Below are 19448 nucleotides of genomic sequence, written 5' to 3'. Positions count from 1 at the left end.
GCGGCGTCCGGGACGGCCCGGGATACGCGCCGAGTTCAAGCAGTTCCTGATGGATATTGACCCGGGCCTACGGATCGCGCTTGGCTGTAACCGAACCGGATTGGGCTCGGAGTGAACTGATGCAGCAAATCGCCGCCGCGGATCGCTCGCGCAGGCTGAGCTGGAATACCGCGGACACCAGGCCGGGCGAGCAGTTCGCCTATTATCGCGAGGCAATCTGCCAGGCCTTCATGAACCTGACGCCGGAACCTCCGGCGACGCCGGGCTTCCTTGCCCGCGTCGAGACCGTTGCGCTCGGCGACGGCGCGGTCAACCGGGTCAGCTTCCCCGAGCATGTCGTGCGGCGCTCGGCGGCCGACATCGCGGCGTCGAGCCGGCGCTGCTACTACCTCAATCTCAAGCTCGCCGGCCGCTGCCGGATCCAGCAGGCCGGGCGCGAGATCAGCCTGTCGCCGGGCCAGGTCGGAATCTTCGACAGCGGCCAGCGGTTCTCGCTGCTGCACGACCGCGGCCCCGCGCTGCAGGTCGCCTCGTTCTGAGTGCCGGCCGAGGCGCTGGACGAACGGCTGCCGTCGGCGCCGGAGGTTGCACCGGCGCGGGTCTCCGACGATCCGTTCGTCGGCCACCTGATCGCCGAGACCGCGCAGGTCCTCAACACCTCGGCGCTCCGCGCATCGGATGCGGACAACGCGCGGCTGTTCGGCGTGCTGCTCGATCTGGTCGCGCTCAGCCTGTCGCGCAGCGGCCGCGCCGGGGTTGCCGAGACCGCCGGTCTTGCCGATGCGACCTGGCTTGCGCTGCGCCGCGCCGTGGACCGCAGGCTGCGCGAGCCCGGGCTCGGCGTTGCCGCCATTGCGGCCGGGATCGGCATCAGCGAACGTTATGTCCACAAGCTGTTCGAGCGCGCCGGCACCACGTTCGCCAGCTATCTGATGGACCGCCGCCTCGACGGCGCCGCGCGCGACCTGAAGGAGCCCGCGATCGCCGGACGCGCGATCGGCGACATCGCGTTCGACTGGGGTTTCTCCGATCTGTCGCATTTCACCCGTCGCTTCAGGCATCGCTTCGGCTGCACGCCGCGCGACTGGCGCCGGAACTGACGCAGGGTTCGGAAGTCACGATGCCACAATCTTTCACCTATCAGGTCAGCCCGATGCGGGTCGTGTTCGGGATCGGCACGGTCGCCGCGCTGGCAGACGAACTCGGACGGCTCGGCATCAGCAGCGCGCTGGTGCTGGCGAGCCGGCGGCAGCAGGCCGAGCTCGGCGATCTCGCCGCATTGACCGGCGGCCGCGTGGCTGGCGTGTTCGATGGCGCTGTCGTGCACACTCCGGTCGCGGTGACCGACCAGGCGATGCAGGTGGTGCGCGATTTGAAGCCCGACGGCGTCGTCGCGATCGGCGCGGGTGCTGCGACCGGCTTGAGCAAGGCGATTGCGCTGCGCACCGATCTGCCGCAACTGATCCTGCCGACCAGCTATGCCGGCTCCGAGATGACGCCGGTGCTCGGCGAGACCGTCGAGCGTCAAGACCACACAATCGTCGCCAAAGATCTTGCCCGAGGCCGTGGTCTACGACGTCAACCTGACGGTCTCGATGCCGGCCAAATTCTCCGCGATATCAGGCCTCAACGCGGTCGCGCATGCGGCCGAGGCGCTGTATGCGCGTGACGGCAACCCGATCACCTCGCTGATGGCGGAGGAAGCGATCGCGAAGCTCGCGTCATCGCTGCCAGAGGTTATCGCGCAGCCGCGCGATCTCGACGCGCGCTCCGATGCGCTCTATGGCGCGTGGCTGTGCGCGGTGTGTCTCGGCACCGTCGGCATGGCGCTGCACCACAAGCTCTGCCACACCGTCGGTGCGCTGTTCGACCTGCCGCATGCCGAAACCCAGGCGGTGCTGCTGCCGCACACAATCGCCTACAACACGCCGGCCGCGCGTGAGGCGATCGGCCGTGCCGCGCGGGCGCTTGGCAGCGCTGACGCCGCCGATGGCCTGTTCGATCTGTCGGCCAGGCTCGGCGCACCGCGCTCGCTCGCCGAGATCGGCATGCCCGAGGACGGCATCGCGAAGGCGGCCGCGCTCGCGACCAAAAATCCCTACTGGAATCCGCGGCCGATCGAGGAGCGCGGTATCAGCGACCTTCTCAGACGCGCGTGGTCCGGCGCGCGGCCGCAATCCGGCTAGGGCGTGTCACACCCCGATCGCGTTGCGCGCGATCACGTCGCGGTAGAATGCGGCGCTCAGTTTCGGCACGCGCGCCTGGGTCTCGAAATCCACCCGATAGAGGCCGAAGCGCTTCTCGTAGCCAAAGATCCATTCGAAATTGTCCATCAGGCTCCAAAGGAAATAGCCGTGGACCGGGACGCCGTCGGCGGTCGCGCGCTGCAATTGGGCAAGGTAGTTGCGCAGGAACATGATGCGGTCGAGATCGTAGATCTGCCCATCCGGTTGTACCTTGTCCTCGCCGGAGGTGCCGTTCTCGCTGATATAGATGCTCTTGATGTTCCACAGCTTGGCCGCAATCCGCGGCGCCCAGTAGATCGTCTCCGGCGCGATCCGCAGCCAATCCGAGCTCATATGCGGGAACGAGGCTGGCATCGGCAGCGGCTTCCAGCCGGGGGCGCTGTCGGTGGCGAGGACATAGCAGTGCGGCGCGTAGATGTTCAGCCCGACGAAATCATTGGGCTGCGAAATGATCTTCAATTCCTCCGCAGTGAATTTGGGGGCATCCGCGCCGGCATATTGCAGAAAGGCCTCGGTGTACTTGCCTTCGAGGATGGCGCCGAGGAAGCCCGCGTTCAGCTCGCGCGTCGCGATCTCGGTGGCGCGGATGTTCTCCGGCGTGTTGATCGCGGGCACGCAGGCGGTAATGTTCTCGGCGGGACCGACCCGCGTGCCGGCGCGCCCCTTGGCGCGGATCGCCTGCACCGCGAGGCCGTGCGCGAGCGCAACGTTGTGGCGCGCCTGGTTCACCTCGGCCGGCGGCAGCTTCAGCCCCGGCGCGTCGACGCCGAGAGCATAGCCGAATGGCAGGAAACGCCCGACCTCGTTGAGGGTGAAGATGTTCTTCACCCGGTCGGTCAAACGCTGCGCCACATAGCCGGCGTAGTCGCCAAAGGCCATCGACGTGTCGCGCGAGCGCCAGCCGCCGACCCGGTCCTGCAGCGCCTGCGGCAGGTCCCAGTGATAAAGGGTGGCGTAGGGCTCGATGCCGTTGGCGAGCAACTCGTCGACCAGGCGGTTGTAGAAGTCGAGGCCCTTCGGGTTCGGCGCGCCGGTGCCGTCGGGAAACACCCGTGGCCAGGCGATCGAGAAGCGATAGGCCCGGGCGCCGAGCTCCTTGATGAGGCGGACGTCCTCCTTGTAGCGGTGATAATGATCATTGGCGCGGTCGCCGGTCGAGCCGTCCTCGATCTTGCCCGACGTGTGGGTGAATGTGTCCCAGATCGACGGGCCGCGGCCGTCCTCGTTGACCGCGCCTTCGACCTGATAGGACGAGGTCGCGGTGCCCCAGACGAAGCCCGCCGGAAAGCTGGTGCCATTCGGCCGCGGAGCGCGGTTTGCGGCCTCGGCAGGCGCCGACAGGCCGAGCGCCGAGAGGCCTGCAAGGCCCGCAAACTGCCGGCGCGAGAATTGACCGAACATGATTATCTCCCGTCGCCGGTCGCTGCGGCTGGAATGCCAGCCTCAAGTTAACCTTCCACCCCGCCGATGAGCAACAAGGTTGGCCGAAGCGATCGCGCACCAATCGATGCGAACCGTTGTGATGTCAATGTCGCGGAGTTGTCAGTTCTGTGGCGACACTTTCTGCTCTAGATTGCCCGTCAGGTCCTTCCGCAATGCCACCCCGAAATTTCCGAGATATCGTGAGCCGCGCGCGATGAACAAGCCTGCAACCCACGTCCAAACGGCGCTGCTGCGTCGTCTTGCCACGGCGATCGGCTTGCTGCTGGCAATGGCCGCCGGCGCACAGGCCGAGCAGACATTCTCGTTCGACAGCACACCCGGGAAGTTGCCGAAGACGGTCGTCCCGTTGAACTACGCGATCGAGCTGACGCCGGATTTCACCAGCCTCGCCTTACCCGGCGTCGAGACCGTCGACATCGAGGTGCGCGCGCCGGTTGCGCAGGTGACGCTGAATGCGATCAACACGACATTCGCCGAGGTTACGATCGATGACGGTGCGCAGCGCGCGGAGGTCGCGACTGACGCCACGGCGCAGACGGCGACGCTGACCTTCGCCCAGCCGCTCGCAGCGGGCCGCCACAAGCTGCGCATCGCCTTCACGGCGCAGATCAACAAATTCGGCACCGGTCTGTTCTCGGTCGATTATCCAACCAAGGCCGGGATCAAGCGGCTGATCTCGAGCAAGCTCGAGCCGGCCGATGCCCGGCGGATCTTTCCGTGCTGGGACGAGCCGTCGTTCAAGGCGAGCTTTGCACTGACCGTCGTGATCCCGCGCAATCTGCTCGCGGTCGGCAACATGCCCGTCGCAAGCGAGGCGGCGGCCGCCGGCGATCTCAAGAAGGTCGCGTTCGCGCCCACGCCGAGGATGTCGAGCTACCTGTTCGTGCTCACGATCGGTGAGCTCGAGCGCGTTACGGCGGATGCCGGCGGCGTCACCATCGGTGTGGTGACGACGGAGGGCAAGAGCGGGCAGGGCCGGTTCGCGCTCGACAGCGCGGTGAAGCTGCTCGCCTATTACAACGACTATTTCGGCGTCAAATATCCGCTGCCGAAGCTCGACCTGATCGCCGTTCCCGGCGGGTTCGGCGGCGCGATGGAGAACTGGGGCGGCATCACCTTCTTCGAGAGCCGGCTGCTGTTCGACCCCGCGACCTCTGCGCAGACCGCACGGCGCGGCATCTTCGCCATCATCGCGCACGAGATGGCGCATATGTGGTTCGGCGATCTCGTCACCATGGCGTGGTGGGACAATCTCTGGCTCAACGAAGGCTTTGCCAGCTGGATGGCGACCAAGGCCTCGCAGCAGTTCTATCCGCAATGGCAGAGCTGGCTGAACGGCTACGGCGCGAAGCAGTTCGCGATGGCGCTCGATGCGCGCCGCATCTCGCATCCGGTGCAGCAGCCGATCGCCGATCACAGCGAAGCGGTCACGGCGTTCGACGCCATCACCTACAACAAGGGGCAGGCGCTGATCCGCATGCTCGAGACCTATCTCGGCGAAGCGGCGTTCCGCGACGGCATCCGAAAATACATGGCCGCGCATGCCTACAGCAATTCCACCACCGCTGATCTCTGGCAGGCGCTCGAGCAGTCCGGCGGCAAGACCATCACCGGCATCGCCGCCTCCTTCACCGAGCAGGACGGGGTGCCGCTGGTGGTGGCCGAGACCTCCTGTGATGGCGCCGCGCAGCACCTGACCTTGCGACAGGACCGCTTCGCGATCGCGCCAGCCGACGCGGCGGCGCTGCCGGCCCGCAGCTGGCAGATTCCGGTTGGGGTCGGACCGGCGCGCGGCAAGCCGTTTGACGAGATCCTGCTGCAGGGCAGCGCCGAAATCCCGGCAGGCGCGTGTGGCGATGCGATCAAGGTCAATCTCGGCGACATCGGATACTACAGGGTCGAGTATGGCCCGAAGAACCGTGCGGCGTTGCTGAACGCATTCCCGCAAATGCAAGTTGATGACCGGCTCAATGTCGTCACCGACAGCTGGGCGCTGGTGCAGGCCGGCCGCGCCGAGCCGGCATCCTATCTCGCGCTGCTCGATGCACGCGATGCCGGCGATCATCGCGCCGTGTGGGATCAGGTGATCTCGACATTTGCCGCGCTCAATCGTCTGTCGCGCGATCGCGCCGAGCGCCCGGTGATCCAGGCCTATGCCCGCGCCAAACTGCGCCCGGTGTTCGAGCGGACCGGATGGGATGGCGGCGGCTCAGCTGACGACGACACTGCGTTGTTGCGCGCGAGCCTGATCTCGACGCTTGGCGACCTCGGCGACGCCGCTGTTGTGACTGAGGCGCAGCGGCGCTTTGCGGCGTTCCTTGATGATCCCAGCTCGCTTCCGACCACGCTGCGCGATGCCGTCACCCATGTCGTCGGCATCACCGCCGATCGGGCGACCTATGACAAGCTGCTGGCGCTCGCGCGCAACAGCACGGCAACCAATGAGCGGCTGCGCTATTATTTCGCTGCGGCCAGTGCCCGCGATGCCGAACTGGCGCGCGCGACACTGGCGTTGACGCTGACCAGCGAGTTGCCCGACACGATCGTGACCGGGATGATCAGCACGGTCGCATCGGCAGGCGAGCAGCCGCAGCTGGCCTGGGACTTCGTCCAGACCAATTTCGACACGCTGCTGGCAAGGCAGGGGCCGAACTTCCGCGACCAGTTCGTGCCGAACTTCATGACCAATTTTACCGATCAGGCCCACGCGGCGGAGCTCGCCGCGTTCGCCCCGTCGCAGTCGACCAGCGGCGGACGGGTGATGGTGGCGAGATCCCTGCAGGCAATCGCGATCTCGGCCGATCTGACCACGCGCGTGCTACCCGCCGCCGCCGCCTGGATCAGGGCGCACAAGCCGTGAGCTGGTGAGGGAGTTTCCGGCGGCGCGCGATGCGGCTATGCTCTATCGGCGGCATGCAATCAACGATGCGAGGCTGACATGGTCAAAGGTTCCGATTTGCTGGTCGCGGCCCTCGAGAATGAGGGCGTGGAACGGGTGTTCGGCGTCCCCGGCGAGGAGAATCTCGACGTCGTCGAGAGCCTGCGCAAATCCTCGATCAAGCTGATCGTGACGCGCCATGAGCAGGCGGCGGCCTTCATGGCGGCGACCTATGGCCGGCTGACCGGCAAGCCCGGCGTGTGCATGACGACGCTCGGCCCCGGCGCGCTCAATTTGACCACCGGCGCGGCCTACGCGCTGCTCGGCGCGATGCCGATGGTGATGCTCACCGGACAGAAGGGCATCTTGAGCAGCCGGCAGGCCAAGTTCCAGATCGTCGATATTGTCAACACGTTCCGCCCGCTGACCAAGCTGTCGCTGCAGATCGTCAGCGGCGCCACCATTCCGACCCTGGTCCGCGACGCCTTCCGGATCGCGACGCAGGAACGGCCAGGACCTGTGCTGCTCGAACTGCCGGAGGACATCGCTCGCGAGGAGACCGCGCCGGTCGACATGATCTCGCAGCATCCGATCGAGATTCCGATCGCGCACGCCGCCGCGCTTGACCGCGCCGCCGAGATGATCCTGAAGGCGCAGCGTCCGCTGATCATGCTCGGCGCGGCGGCATCGCGTCCGCGCTCTACCGCAGGGATCGGCGACTTCGTGCGGCGGACGAAAATCCCGTTCTTCACCACGCAGATGGGCAAGGGCACGGTGTCGGGCGGCACCAATCAATACATGGGGACGGCCGCGCTGAGCGAGCGCGACTATGTGCATGAGGCGATCGATCGCGCCGACCTCATCATCGCGATCGGTCACGACACGATCGAGAAGCCGCCCTTCATCATGGGCCCGAAGGGACCGCAGGTGATCCATGTCAGCTATACCGCGGCGAATGTCGAGCAGGTCTACTTCCCGCAATGCGAGGTGATCGGCGATGTCGGTCCGAGCCTCGAGCTCTTGGCCGACCGGGTCGAAGGAAAGCTGCCGCAGGCCAGTGCGCTGCTCAGCCTGCGCGAGAGCATTTTGGCGAAGATCACCGATCGCGCCACCGAGGGCCGCTGGCCGCCGACGCCGCAGCGCATCGTGCACGATGTGCGGCAGGTCATCCCCGAGGACGGCATCGTCGCGCTCGACAACGGCATGTACAAGATCTGGTTCGCGCGCAACTACCGCACGCTGCTTGCGAACTCGCTGTTGCTCGACAACGCGCTGGCCACCATGGGCGCCGGCCTGCCGTCGGCGATGATGGCGGCGATGCTCTATCCGAAGACCCGGGTGCTCGCGGTCTGTGGCGACGGCGGCTTCATGATGAATTCGCAGGAGATGGAGACCGCGGTCCGCCTCAAGCTCAATCTCGTGATCCTGATCCTGGAGGACTCCGCCTACGGCATGATCCGCTGGAAGCAGGCGGTCGACAACTTCCCGGATTTCGGCCTGACCTTCGGCAATCCGGATTTCGTCAAATATGCCGAGAGCTACGGCGCCAAGGGTTCGCGGATCGAGAGCACGGAAGCGATCGTCCCGACCCTGGAGCGGGCCTTCTCCGGCGGCAGCGTGCATCTCGTCGTGGTGCCGATCGACTACACCGAGAACAAGCGCGTGCTGGTCGACGAATTGCGCGAGAAGGTGCAGCAGATCGACGTGTCGTAGCGCATTGCTGCGTTTCGCAAGGAACGAAAAGCGCTCGGCTTGATTGAACGTAAGCCATCATGGTAGCACGCCAGTGCATCACTCCTGTGCTGATTGATCGGCGATACCAGATCTGAGAGGTCACGTGACTGAACCAAATCCCGCCGCCGGCAAACCCATCGATCCCGCCTCACTCGCCAATGTGCCGCGGCTGGTCACGGCCTATTTTGCAGGCAAGCCCGACGCCAGTGATCCCGCGCAGCGGGTTGCGTTCGGCACCTCGGGTCATCGCGGCTCGTCGCTGAAGAATTCCTTCAACGAGGACCACATCCTCGCCACCACGCAGGCGATCTGCGATTACCGGCGCGAGAAGGGGCTCACCGGACCGCTGTTCATCGGTATCGATACCCACGCGCTGGCCGAGCCGGCGCTGGCGAGCGCGGTGGAAGTGTTCGCCGCCAACGGCGTCGAGATCATGATCGACGCGCAGGGCGGCTACACTCCGACGCCGGTGATCTCGCATGCGATCCTGAGTTACAACAAGGGACGCAGCACGGGCCTTGCCGACGGCGTCGTCATCACCCCGTCACACAACCCGCCGGAGGACGGCGGCTACAAATACAATCCGCCGCATGGCGGCCCGGCCGATACCGACGTCACCGCCGTGGTCGAGAAAAACGCCAACCGTTACATCGAGGCCGGTCTCAAGGGCGTCGCGCGGATGCCGTTCGATCGCGCGCGTAAGGCAGCGACCACGCATCTGCACGACTATATCACGCCCTATGTCGCCGATCTCGGCAACACCGTCGATCTCGCGCTGATCAAATCTGCCGGCGTCAAGATCGGCATCGATCCGCTCGGCGGCGCGGCGGTGCATTACTGGCAGCCGATCATCGCGCGCTACGGCATCAACGCCACCGTCGTCAACGAGGCCGTCGATGCGACCTTCCGATTCATGACCGCGGATTGGGACGGCAAGATCCGGATGGACTGCTCGTCGCCTTACGCGATGGCGAGCCTGATCGGGATGCGCGACCGGTTCGACGTCGCCTTTGCCAACGACACCGACGCCGACCGCCACGGCATCGTGACGCGCTCGAACGGGCTGATGAACCCGAACCACTTCCTTGCCACCGCGATCGCCTATCTGTTCGCGCACCGGCCGCAGTGGAGCAAGGACGCCGCGATCGGCAAGACCATCGTGTCGAGCTCGATCATCGATCGCGTGGCGAAGAAGCTGAACCGCAAGCTGGTGGAGACGCCGGTCGGCTTCAAATGGTTCGTCGACGGGCTCGGCAGCGGCGGCTTCGGCTTTGCCGGCGAGGAAAGCGCGGGCGCCTCGTTCCTCAAGCGCGACGGTTCGGCCTGGACCACGGACAAGGACGGCATCATCCTCGGCCTGCTGGCGGCGGAGATCATCGCCAAAACCGGCCGCGATCCCAGCGAACTGTTCAAGGAGCTGACCGCCGAGCTCGGCGTGCCCTATTACGAGCGCATCGACGTCGCGGCGACGCCGAAGCAAAAGAACGCGCTGAAGGCTCTCGGGCCGGAGCAGCTCAACATGACGCAGCTCGCCGGCGATCCCGTGCGCGCGGTCAGGACCAAGGCGCCGGGCAACGATCAGCCGTTCGGCGGTATCAAGGTCGAGAGCGAGGCCGGCTGGTTTGCCGCGCGCCCCTCCGGCACCGAGGATGTCTACAAGATCTACGCCGAAAGCTTCCGCGGGCCGGATCACCTGAAGCAGATCCAGGGCGACGCGCAGGCTGCGATCGCCAAGGTGTTCTGAAGGCGCGGGGCCGGGCGGAATTCATGCGCGTATTGTTGACCGGCTCCTCCGGTTGGCTCGGCCGTTTCCTTGCGCCGCGGCTGCGAGAGGCCGGCCATGACGTGGTCGGCCTCGATGTCGTCCCGGGCGCGGCGACCGATGTGGTCGGCTCGGTGGCCGACCGATCGGTGGTCGATCGTGTGTTCGCTGATCACAATATCGAGGCCGTAATTCATGGCGGCGCGCTGCACAAGCCCGACATCGCGCGGTTCCCGCCGCAGGCCTTTGTCGACGTCAACGTATCAGGCACGCTCAATCTGCTGCAGGCGGCAGCCGCCGCCGGCCATGACCGTTTCGTCTTCACCTCGACGACGTCGCTGATGATCTCGCGGGCGATCCGCGACGATGAGGGCCATGCGGCGGTTTGGCTCGACGAAACCTCGGGGCCACTCGAGCCACGCAACATCTACGGAGTTACAAAACTCGCCGCCGAGGGGCTATGCCGACTGTACAGCCGCGAGCATGGGCTGAACTGCGCGGTGCTGCGCACCAGCCGCTTCTTCCCCGAGGACGACGACACCATCCGCGATATCCATGGTGAGAACCTGAAGGCGACCGAGCTGCTCTACCGCCGCCTCACCGTCGAGGATGCCGCCGACGCCCATGTCGTGGCGCTGGAGCGGATCCGCGGCTGCGAGGTGTTCGTGATCAGCGCGCCGACGCCGTTTGCGCGCAACGATGTCGCTGACCTGAAGACGGGCGCGGCCTGCGTGATCGCGCGCACTTTCCCCGATGCGCCGGCGCTGTTCGCGCAGCGCGGCTGGCACCTGCCGCGATCGATCGGCCGGATCTACGATTCCACCAAGGCCGAGCGGCTGCTCGGCTTCCGCGCGAAGGCCGATTTTGCAGCGGTGCTCGGCGCTCTGCGCAGCGGCGAGCCGCTTCCCTTTGCGCACGATCCCGACTATGTCTCGCCGTCAACGAGGCTCGCAAATGGCTGATTTTTACGGCGTCTTTCCCTATCTGGTGTCCCCGGTCGACCCCGCAGGCCATGTCCGCACCGAGGTGCTGGGCCGGCTCTGCGACGATTTGATCAAGGCCGGCGTCCATGGGCTGACGCCGCTCGGCTCGACCGGCGAGTTCGCCTATCTCAACAATGCGCAGCGCATGCAGGTGGTGGCGACCACGATCGAGGCCGCGCAGGGACGCGTGCCTGTGGTGGCCGGCGTCGCCTCGACCTCGACGGCGGATGCGGTGGCGCAGGCCAAGGCCTATCGGAAGCGGGGTGCTGCCGGCATTCTCGCGATCATGGAGGCGTATTTCCCGGTCGGCGACGCGCAGGTGGAAGCCTATTTCCGCGCCATCGCCGATGCGGTCGACATTCCGGTCGTGATCTACACCAATCCGAATTTCCAGCGCTCCGACCTCACGCTCGACGTCATCGCGCGCCTCGCGGAGCATCCGCGGATCGGCTACATCAAGGACGCCTCGACCAACACCGGCCGGCTGCTGTCGATTATGAACCGCTGCGGCGACAGCCTGAAAGTGTTCTCGGCCTCCGCCCATATTCCGGCCGCGGTGATGCTGATCGGCGGCCAGGGCTGGATGGCGGGCCCGGCCTGCATCATCCCGCGGCAGAGCGTCGAGCTCTACAATCTCTGCCGCCGCGCCCGCTGGGACGAGGCGATGGCGCTACAGCGCAAGCTCTGGCGCATCAACGAGGCCTTCGCCCGCTTCAACCTCGCGGCCTGCATCAAGGTCGGGCTTGCGATCCAGGGCTACGACGTCGGCGACCCGGTGCCGCCGCAGGCGCCGCTCACGGCCGAGCAGCGCAAGGTGGTCGAGGCAGCGTTGCACGATCTCGGCTGAAGCTGGCTTGCGGGATGCATTGATTCTCACCACTTGGCCATTCCGGGGCGCGCAACAGCGCGAACCTCAGGTGCGCAATTGCGCACCGGGGAATCTCGAGATTCCGGGTTCGATGCGCGCGCATCGCCCCGGAATAACGGCCACGTGTTGTCTCGCGCCGAAAATCCGTTAAAACCCGCCGAAATTTCTGCAATCCAAGGACCCTCTGATGAACATTCTTCCCGGCAATATGCGTTTTGGTGCGGGCCAGCCAGTCAAGCGTCTTGAGGACCAGCGGCTGCTCACCGGGAAGGGGCATTTCATCGACGACAAGCCGGCCGACGGCGCGCTCTGGCTGCACGTGCTGCGCTCGCCGCATGCCCACGCCAACATCAAGTCGGTCGACATCAAGGCGGCGCTGGCGATGCCCGGCGTCAAGGCGGTCTATACCGGCGCCGACCTCGTGAAGGACGACATCGGCACGCTGCCGACGCTCGCGATCTTCAAGCGGCCCGACGGCTCGCCGATGTCCGTGCCGCCGCGCCGCCTGCTGGCGCACGAGGTGGTGCGCTATGCCGGCGAGGGTGTCGCCGCCGTGGCCGCGACCTCGCGCGTGCTGGCGCAGACGGCGGCGGAAGCGATCGAGGTCGATTACGAGGTGTTGCCCTCGGTGGTCGATCCGGTCGAGGCGATCAAGCCCGGTGCGCCGGCGGTCTGGCCGGAGGCGCCCGACAACATCGTGGCCGCGATGAGCTATGGCGATGCCGCCAAGGTCGAGGCAGCCTTCGCCAGCGCCGCGCACAAGGTGTCGCTCGATCTGGTCAGCCAGCGCCTGGTGCCGTCGGCGATGGAGCCGCGCTCGACGATCGCCGAGATCGAGAAGAAGACCGGGCGGCTGATTCTCCACGTGCAGTCGCAGACCCCGGGCTCGACCCGCGACCTGCTCGCGGAATCGATCCTGAAGCGGCCGAAGGACAGCGTGCGGGTGCTGGTCGGCGACATCGGCGGCGGCTTCGGCCAGAAGACCAGCCTCTATCCGGAAGACGGCATCGTCGCCTACGCCGCGACCAAATTGAATGAGAAGATCCGCTGGCGCGGCGACCGCACCGATGAGTTCGTCGGCGGCACCCACGGCCGCGACCTGACCTCGACCGGCGAGTTCGCGCTCGATGCCAAGGGCCGCGTGCTGGCCTATCGGGTGCGCTCGATCGGCGGCACCGGCGCCTATTCGTCGGGCACCGCCAACATCATCCCGCTGGTGCTCGGCCCGTTCGTTCAGACCGGCGTCTACGACCTGCCGCTGGTGCATTTCGAGGTGAAGTCGGTGATGACCAACACCGCCCCGGTCGGCGCCTATCGCGGCGCCGGCAGGCCTGAGGCGGTGTTCATCGTCGAGCGGCTGTTCGATGCCGCCGCGCGACAGATCGGCATGGACCCGCGCGCGATCCGCAAGGTCAACTACATCAAGCCGGCGCAGCTGCCCTACACCAACGCGGTCGGGCAGGTGTACGACTCCGGCGCCTTCGCGCACATGCTGGAGCGCGCCTCCGACCTCGCCGACTGGAACGGCTTTGCCGCACGCAAGAAGGCGGCGAAGAAGAAGGGCCTGCTCTACGGCCGCGGCCTGACCAGCTACATCGAGTGGACCGGCGGCCGCGCCCACACCGAGAAGGTCTCGCTGCACGCGACCGGCGAAGGCCGCGTGGTCCTGTGGTCCGGTACGATGGCGATGGGGCAGGGCCTCGCCACCACCTACACCCAGATGGTCGCCGACACACTCGGCATCTCGATGGACAAGATCGACGTCGTGCAGGGCGACACGGACTTGGCCACCGGTTTCGGCAGCGTCGGCTCGCGCTCGCTGTTCGTCGGCGGCACCGCGATTGCGGTCTCCAGCAACGACATGATCAACAAGGCGCGCGACAAGGCCTCCCATCTGCTGGAAGCTTCCGTCGAGGACATCGAATATCGCGACGGCTTCCTCACCGTGGTCGGTACCGACCGGCGCATCAGCCTGTTCGAGATCGCCAAGAAGGAGACCGGCGCCAAGCTCTCGGTCGAGAGCGAGGGTGAGGTCGACGGGCCGAGCTGGCCGAACGGCACCCATATCTGTGAGGTCGAGATCGATCCCGAGACCGGCGTCACGCGGGTGGTGCGCTACACCACGGTCGACGACGTCGGCGTCGCGGTCAATCCGATGCTGGTGACGGGGCAGGTGCATGGCGGCGTTGCCCAGGGCATCGGCCAGGCGTTGTACGAAGGCGTGGCCTACAGCGAGGAAGGCCAGCTTCTGACCGCGAGCTATCAGGATTATTGCATCCCGCGTGCCTCGGACATTCCGCCGATCACGGTGACGCTCGATCCCTCCGCGCCGTGCAAGACCAATCCGCTGGGCGCCAAGGGCTGCGGCGAGTCCGGTGCGATCGGCGGGCCGCCCTGCATCACCAACGGCGTGATGGATGCGCTGAGCGAGGTCGGCATCACCCAGCTCAACACGCCGCTGACGCCGGCCAAGATCTGGCAGGCGATTCAGGACGCGAAGGTGACGGCTTAAGCGCAGTACGCGTCGTCATGGCCGGGCTTGGCCCGGCCATCCACGTCTTTCTTTCCGACGCGCAAGACGTGGATGCCCGGCACAAGGCCGGGCATGACGAAAGGGACCGCGCGGCCTACAGCCCCAACACCATCTTCGCGATGATGTCGCGCTGGATCTCGGACGAGCCACCGAAGATCGTGTACGCCCGCCCGTTGAGATATTCCGGCACCACCGGCAGCAGCTCTTCCGGGATCGCCGGCTCGTGGTTGAGCCGGTAGAACGGCCGCGCCGGCTCGACGGCAAGTCCGTCATTGCCGATCACGTCGACGCCGAGCCGGGTCACCGCCTGACGGATCTCGCTGACCCGCAGCTTGATCAGCGACGACACCGCGCCGGGATTCTGCCCGGTCTGCAGCGCCGACAGCACCCGCAGCTCGGTCATCTCGAGCGCGTCGATGTCGACCTCGACCTCCGACATCCGCATCGCGATATCGGGGTCCTCGATGGCGCGGCCGGTGACATCGGATTCGGCAAGATCGGCAATCGTCTTCAGCGCCTCGCGCAGCTTGGCCGACGCGATGCCGGAGCCGCGCTCGAATTCGAGCAGGTATTTGCCGTAGGTCCAGCCCTTGCCTTCCTCGCCGACGCGATTGGCGACGGGCACGCGGACGTCGTCGAAGAACACCTGGTTGACTTCGTGATCGCCGCCGATGGTCAGGATCGGCCGCGTGGTGATCCCCGGCGTCTTCATGTCGATCAGGATGAAGCTGATGCCGTCCTGCTGCCGCTCGCCGTCATTGGTGCGCACCAGCGCGAACATGCGGTTGGCGTGATGCGCGTGCGTGGTCCAGATCTTGGTGCCGTTGATGATGTAGTCGTCGCCGTCGCGCACCGCGCGGGTCTTCAGCGAGGAGAGGTCGGAGCCCGAGCCGGGTTCGGAATAACCCTGGCACCAGTAGTCGTCACCCGAGAGGATTCGCGGCAGGTAAAAGTTCTTCTGCTCGGGCGAGCCGAAGCCGATGATGACGGGCCCGACCATCTTCACGCCCATCACGTTGACATTGGGCACGCCGGCGCGGGCGCATTCGGCTTCGAAGATCCAGCGCTGCGCCGGCGTCCAGTCCGGCCCGCCATGCTCAACCGGCCAGCCCGGCGCGCCCCAGCCCTTCTTGTGCAGCGTGCGCTGCCAGGCCATTCCGATGTCGGGATCGGAGAACACCGACGGCGTCAGCGCGGTGGCGCGCTTCATTTCCGGCGTGAGACTCGCGGCAATGTAGTCGCGGACTTCCTGCTCGAAGGCGCGTTCCTCGGCACTGAAGGTGAGATCCATGTTGCGCTCTCCGTTTACGCGTGGGCGCGGCCGCTCAAGGCGGCGTGGCGGCGATAATGATGGGCGCTGCCGCCGAACAGCGTGTCGAAGGCGAGCAGCCGCTTGAAATAGGCGCCGATATCGAGCTCCTCGGTGACGCCCATGGCGCCGTGCAACTGCACCGACTGCTCGGCGACGAAGCGCGCGCATTTGCCGATCTTCGCCTTGGCGCCGGACGCTGCACGGCCGCGCGCCGCCGGCTCGGCATTGGCCATCAACGCGGCGCGCAGCGCCATCGAGCGCGCCTCGTCGACCTGCATCGCGACGTCGGCGAGGCGATGGCGGATCACCTGATTGGCCGACAGCGGCCGGCCGAACTGTTTGCGAATCTTGGTGTATTCGAGCGTGGTGTCGAGCAGCGTCTGCATGATGCCGACCGCCTCGGCGCCGAGCGCGGCCATCGCGCGGTCGACCACGGTTTCGATCGCGGGCAACGCGTCCTGGCCATCGCCGAGCAACGCGTCGGCGGGCAGCTGTACATTCTTCAGATCGAGATTGCAGGCGCGTCCGCCGCCAAGCCGCGCGTAATCGCGCAAGGTGAGGCCGGGCGCGCCTGCCGGCACCAGGAACAGGCCGAGCTTGCCGGATGCGCCATTGGCGTTGGCGACGCGGGCCGAGACGATGATCTGGTTGGCCGACGCACCGTCGAGCACCGCGATCTTGCTGCCGTTCAACAGCCAGCCGTCGGCGGTCTTGGTGGCCGTCGTGTCGACGTGGGCGAGATCGAATCGTGCGGCGCGCTCGGAATGCGCGAAGGCGAGCGTGAGCGCGCCCTCGGCAACCTTGGGCAGGATCGCCTGCTGCTGCGCCTCGGTGCCGCATTCGGCGACCAGCGCGGCGCCGATCACGACCGTGGAGAGAAACGGCTCCGACACCAGGCCGCGACCGAATGCCTCCATCAACAGTCCGATCTCGATCGCGCCGCCGCCGAGTCCGCCATGGGCCTCATTGATCGGCAGCGCCAGCCAGCCGAGTTCGGCGAATTGTTTCCAGATCGCCGGCGAATAGCCGAGCGGCTCGTTCGCCGTCCTCTTGCGATGCTCTGATGTGAAGGTTTCCGCCACGAAGCGGTCGGCACTTTCGCGCAGCAGGCGCTGCTCGTCGCTGAGAGTGAGGTCCATCTGCTCTACTTCACATTGGCGGTTTTCTTGACGGAGGGATGCAGACCCGCGGGGTCCACCACCATTCCGAATTGCTGAAGATTATGCGCGTGGCAGAGCTGATGCAGCGCGAAGGCCTGATCGATCGCAGCGGGCTGCCCCATGATGTCGATCGAGCGGTTGACCGCCTCCTTGGACAGCTTCAGCGCGAAAGCGGGTTTTGCCGCGATCCTGCGCGCCAGCGCCAGCGTGAACGTTGAGAGATCGCCGCGCGGCACCACGTGATTGACCATGCCGAGGCGGTGCGCCTCGTCGGCACTCCAGACGTCGGCGGTGAACAGCATCTCCTTGGCCTTGCGCGCGCCGAGCTCCCAAGGATGCACGAACCATTCGACGCCGCAGACGCCCATCGTCACCACGGGATCGCAGAATTCGGCGTCGCTGCTCGCGACGATCAGGTCGCAGGCCCACGCCAGCATCAGCCCGCCGGCGATGCACTTGCCGTGCACCTCCGCGATCGTCGGCTTGGCCAGATTGCGCCAGCGCCGGGTGATCTGCAGATAGATCTCCTGCTCGCGCGCGAAGCGGCCGTGGGCGTTCGGCTCGTTGAAGCCGCCCCAATTTCCGACTGGCGGGAAATCGACGCCCGCCTGGTTCTTAGTCCCCGGCCGTAGATCGTGACCGGCCGAGAAATGCGGGCCGTTGCCGGCGAGAATGATGACCTTGACCGCGTCGTCCTGCACCGCCCGGTCGAAGGCGGCGTTGAGGTCGTAGGTCATCTGCAGGTTCTGGGCGTTGCGGGCCTCGGGGCGGTTCATCACGATCCGCGAGATCGCCGGCTCCGGCCGCTCGACAACAATCGTCTCGAATTGTTCTGACGTCATGGATCCTCCCCGGATCGATTTTTTGCCATGATGAAGGGCGCGAGGAGGGATAGGCAAGGGCCATCGTCCGCAAAAGGCGGTGCGAAAACCGCCACACGGGATTAACGGACGAAAATCTGCTACGCTGGCGAAGAATCCACCGGGAGGACCAATTTCATGCGCAAGCTTTGGACCGTGCTGGCAGCGCTGGCGACGTTGAGCCTGACCAATTGCGGCTACAACGCGATTCAGACCAATGACGAGCAGGTCAAGTCGAGCTGGTCGGAGGTGGTGAACCAGTACCAGCGGCGCGCCGATCTGGTGCCGAACCTGGTCAACTCGGTGAAGGGCTTTGCGCAGCAGGAGAAGGACGTGCTGCTCGGCGTCACCAACGCGCGCGCCAAGGTCGGCAGCATCCAGGCAACGCCCGAGGTGCTCAACGATCCGGCCGCGTTCCAGAAGTTCACGCAGGCGCAGGGCGAACTCACCAGCGCGCTGTCGCGGCTGCTCGTCGTCACCGAAAACTATCCGCCGCTGAAATCGGACGCGCTGTTCCGCGACCTGATGGCGCAGCTCGAGGGCACCGAGAACCGCATCACGGTGGCGCGCAACCGCTATATCAAGTCGGTGCAGGATTATAATGTCGGCATCCGCACCTTCCCGAACAATTTGACTGCGATGGTGTTCGGCTACAAGGAGAAGCCCAACTTCACGGTCGAGAACGAGAAGGAGATCTCGACCGCGCCGAAGGTCGATTTCAGCCCAACGCCGGCGCCGTCGAAGTAGCGTCGGCGCGCGCCGACCGCAATGGCCGCCATTCGCGTCATCCTGTTCGCTTTCCTGCTGGGCCTCATCTGCCCGACGCGGGCCGAGGTCGCAGTGCCTCAGCTCACCGGCCGCGTCGTCGATCAGACCGGGACGTTGTCGTCGGGCGACATTGCTGCGCTCAACGGAAAGCTGGAGGATCTCGAGAAACGAAAAGGCAGCCAGATTGCTGTCCTGATCGTACCGACCACGGGCGAGGAGACGATCGAGCAGTTCTCGATCCGCGTCGCCGGGGCCTGGAAAATCGGGCGCAAGAAGGTCGACGACGGCGCGCTGCTCGTGGTCGCCAAGAACGACCGGCATTTGCGCATCGAGGTCGGCTATGGCCTCGAAGGCGTGCTGAGCGACGTCGTCACCCACCGCATCATCGATGAGGACATCACGCCGAAATTCAAGGCCGGCGACTTCGCCGGCGGCATTTCGGCCGGCGTCGACCGGATGATCCGGCTGGTCAATGGCGAGCAATTGCCGGCGCCGGAGCCCGAGCATTGGCAGGGGCCGAACCTGGTCGACTTCGCCAATCCGGTCGTGATCTTCGTGGTCATCATCGTGGCGAGCGCGCTGCGAGCGATGCTGGGGCGGCTGTTGGGCTCGGTCGCAACCGGCGGCATCGTCGGCGTCTTCACCTGGATGGTGGCCGGCTCGCTCGCCACCGCTTTGGTGGTCGGCCTGTTCGCTGGTGTCGCGGCGTTGATCTTCGGCGGATTGAATTTTGGCGGTCCGGCGGCCGGCTCCGGACCCTATCGGCGCGGCGGCGGTTATTCCGGCGGCTGGTCCGGCGGCGGTGGTGGCTGGAGCAGCGGCTCGAGCTCGAGCGACAGCGGCGGCTTCAGCGGCGGAGGCGGCAGCTTCGGCGGCGGCGGCGCCTCGGGGAGCTGGTAGG

General features: G+C 66.2%; 12 protein-coding genes and 2 pseudogenes. 10 read left to right on the top strand and 4 right to left on the bottom strand.

The features are described 5' to 3' along the window. Nucleotides 1–119 precede the first annotated feature (119 nt). Nucleotides 120–1100 (top strand): annotated as a pseudogene (locus tag G6P99_RS37205) (helix-turn-helix domain-containing protein). Between the two features lie 20 nt (nt 1101–1120). Then, nucleotides 1121–2186, top strand: a pseudogene (locus G6P99_RS37200) (maleylacetate reductase). Between the two features lie 6 nt (nt 2187–2192). Here the strand turns inward: G6P99_RS37200 and G6P99_RS37195 are convergent. Then, the gene (locus G6P99_RS37195; protein WP_165125706.1) at nt 2193–3647 is read right to left on the bottom strand and encodes a GH1 family beta-glucosidase; all 1455 of its coding nucleotides are present in this window, start codon (nt 3645–3647) and stop codon (nt 2193–2195) included. A 235-nt stretch (nt 3648–3882) separates the two neighbouring features. Between G6P99_RS37195 and G6P99_RS37190 the strand changes: the two genes are divergently transcribed. The 6 genes from G6P99_RS37190 (at nt 3883) to G6P99_RS37165 (ending at nt 14426) form a co-directional block, all read left to right on the top strand. Next, nucleotides 3883–6549, top strand: coding sequence for a M1 family metallopeptidase (locus tag G6P99_RS37190; RefSeq protein WP_165125704.1), 2667 nt, complete (start codon nt 3883–3885; stop codon nt 6547–6549). Between the two features lie 78 nt (nt 6550–6627). Then, a complete protein-coding gene (locus G6P99_RS37185; RefSeq protein WP_029080345.1) occupies nt 6628–8280 on the top strand; it encodes an acetolactate synthase large subunit in 1653 nt (550 codons plus the stop codon). A gap of 124 nt (nt 8281–8404) precedes the next feature. Further along, nucleotides 8405–10045 (top strand): phosphoglucomutase (alpha-D-glucose-1,6-bisphosphate-dependent), encoded by a 1641-nt coding sequence (gene pgm, locus G6P99_RS37180; RefSeq protein ID WP_029080344.1) that lies wholly within the window; start codon nt 8405–8407, stop codon nt 10043–10045. 23 nt (nt 10046–10068) lie between these two features. After that, a complete protein-coding gene (locus tag G6P99_RS37175; RefSeq protein ID WP_029080343.1) occupies nt 10069–11025 on the top strand; it encodes an NAD-dependent epimerase/dehydratase family protein in 957 nt (318 codons plus the stop codon). Next, nucleotides 11018–11893, top strand: a complete 876-nt coding sequence (locus G6P99_RS37170) for a dihydrodipicolinate synthase family protein (RefSeq protein WP_165125701.1) — start codon at nt 11018–11020, stop codon at nt 11891–11893. Before G6P99_RS37175 ends, G6P99_RS37170 begins: the two co-directional genes overlap by 8 nt. Nucleotides 11894–12101: 208 nt before the next feature. Then, entirely contained in the window at nt 12102–14426 is a 2325-nt protein-coding gene (locus tag G6P99_RS37165; RefSeq protein ID WP_165125698.1) for a xanthine dehydrogenase family protein molybdopterin-binding subunit, read from the top strand. Nucleotides 14427–14541: 115 nt separating this feature from the next. On the opposite strand, the gene G6P99_RS37160 is transcribed toward G6P99_RS37165, so the two are convergent. From G6P99_RS37160 to G6P99_RS37150, 3 genes are read right to left on the bottom strand one after another with little or no spacing between them, the layout of a single operon-like run. After that, on the bottom strand, nt 14542–15738 hold the full coding sequence (locus tag G6P99_RS37160; RefSeq protein WP_029080340.1) for an acyl-CoA dehydrogenase family protein: 1197 nt from the start codon (nt 15736–15738) through the stop codon (nt 14542–14544). 14 nt (nt 15739–15752) lie between these two features. Then, a complete protein-coding gene (locus tag G6P99_RS37155) occupies nt 15753–16898 on the bottom strand; it encodes an acyl-CoA dehydrogenase family protein (protein WP_029080339.1) in 1146 nt (381 codons plus the stop codon). A gap of 5 nt (nt 16899–16903) precedes the next feature. Further along, entirely contained in the window at nt 16904–17761 is an 858-nt protein-coding gene (locus tag G6P99_RS37150; RefSeq protein WP_029080338.1) for an enoyl-CoA hydratase, read from the bottom strand. A gap of 156 nt (nt 17762–17917) precedes the next feature. Between G6P99_RS37150 and G6P99_RS37145 the strand changes: the two genes are divergently transcribed. Together G6P99_RS37145 and G6P99_RS37140 are read left to right on the top strand one after the other, a co-directional pair. Further along, nucleotides 17918–18526 carry a LemA family protein gene (locus tag G6P99_RS37145; protein ID WP_165125695.1) on the top strand — a complete coding sequence of 203 codons (609 nt, stop codon included), beginning with the start codon at nt 17918–17920 and terminating at the stop codon, nt 18524–18526. A 21-nt stretch (nt 18527–18547) separates the two neighbouring features. Then, nucleotides 18548–19447 carry a TPM domain-containing protein gene (locus G6P99_RS37140; protein WP_029080336.1) on the top strand — a complete coding sequence of 300 codons (900 nt, stop codon included), beginning with the start codon at nt 18548–18550 and terminating at the stop codon, nt 19445–19447. Nucleotide 19448: the final 1 nt, after the last annotated feature.

It is taken from the genome of Bradyrhizobium sp. 6(2017), from assembly GCF_011058295.2.
Lineage (GTDB): Bacteria > Pseudomonadota > Alphaproteobacteria > Rhizobiales > Xanthobacteraceae > Bradyrhizobium > Bradyrhizobium septentrionale.
This window is presented reverse-complemented; position numbering and strand designations above follow the sequence as displayed.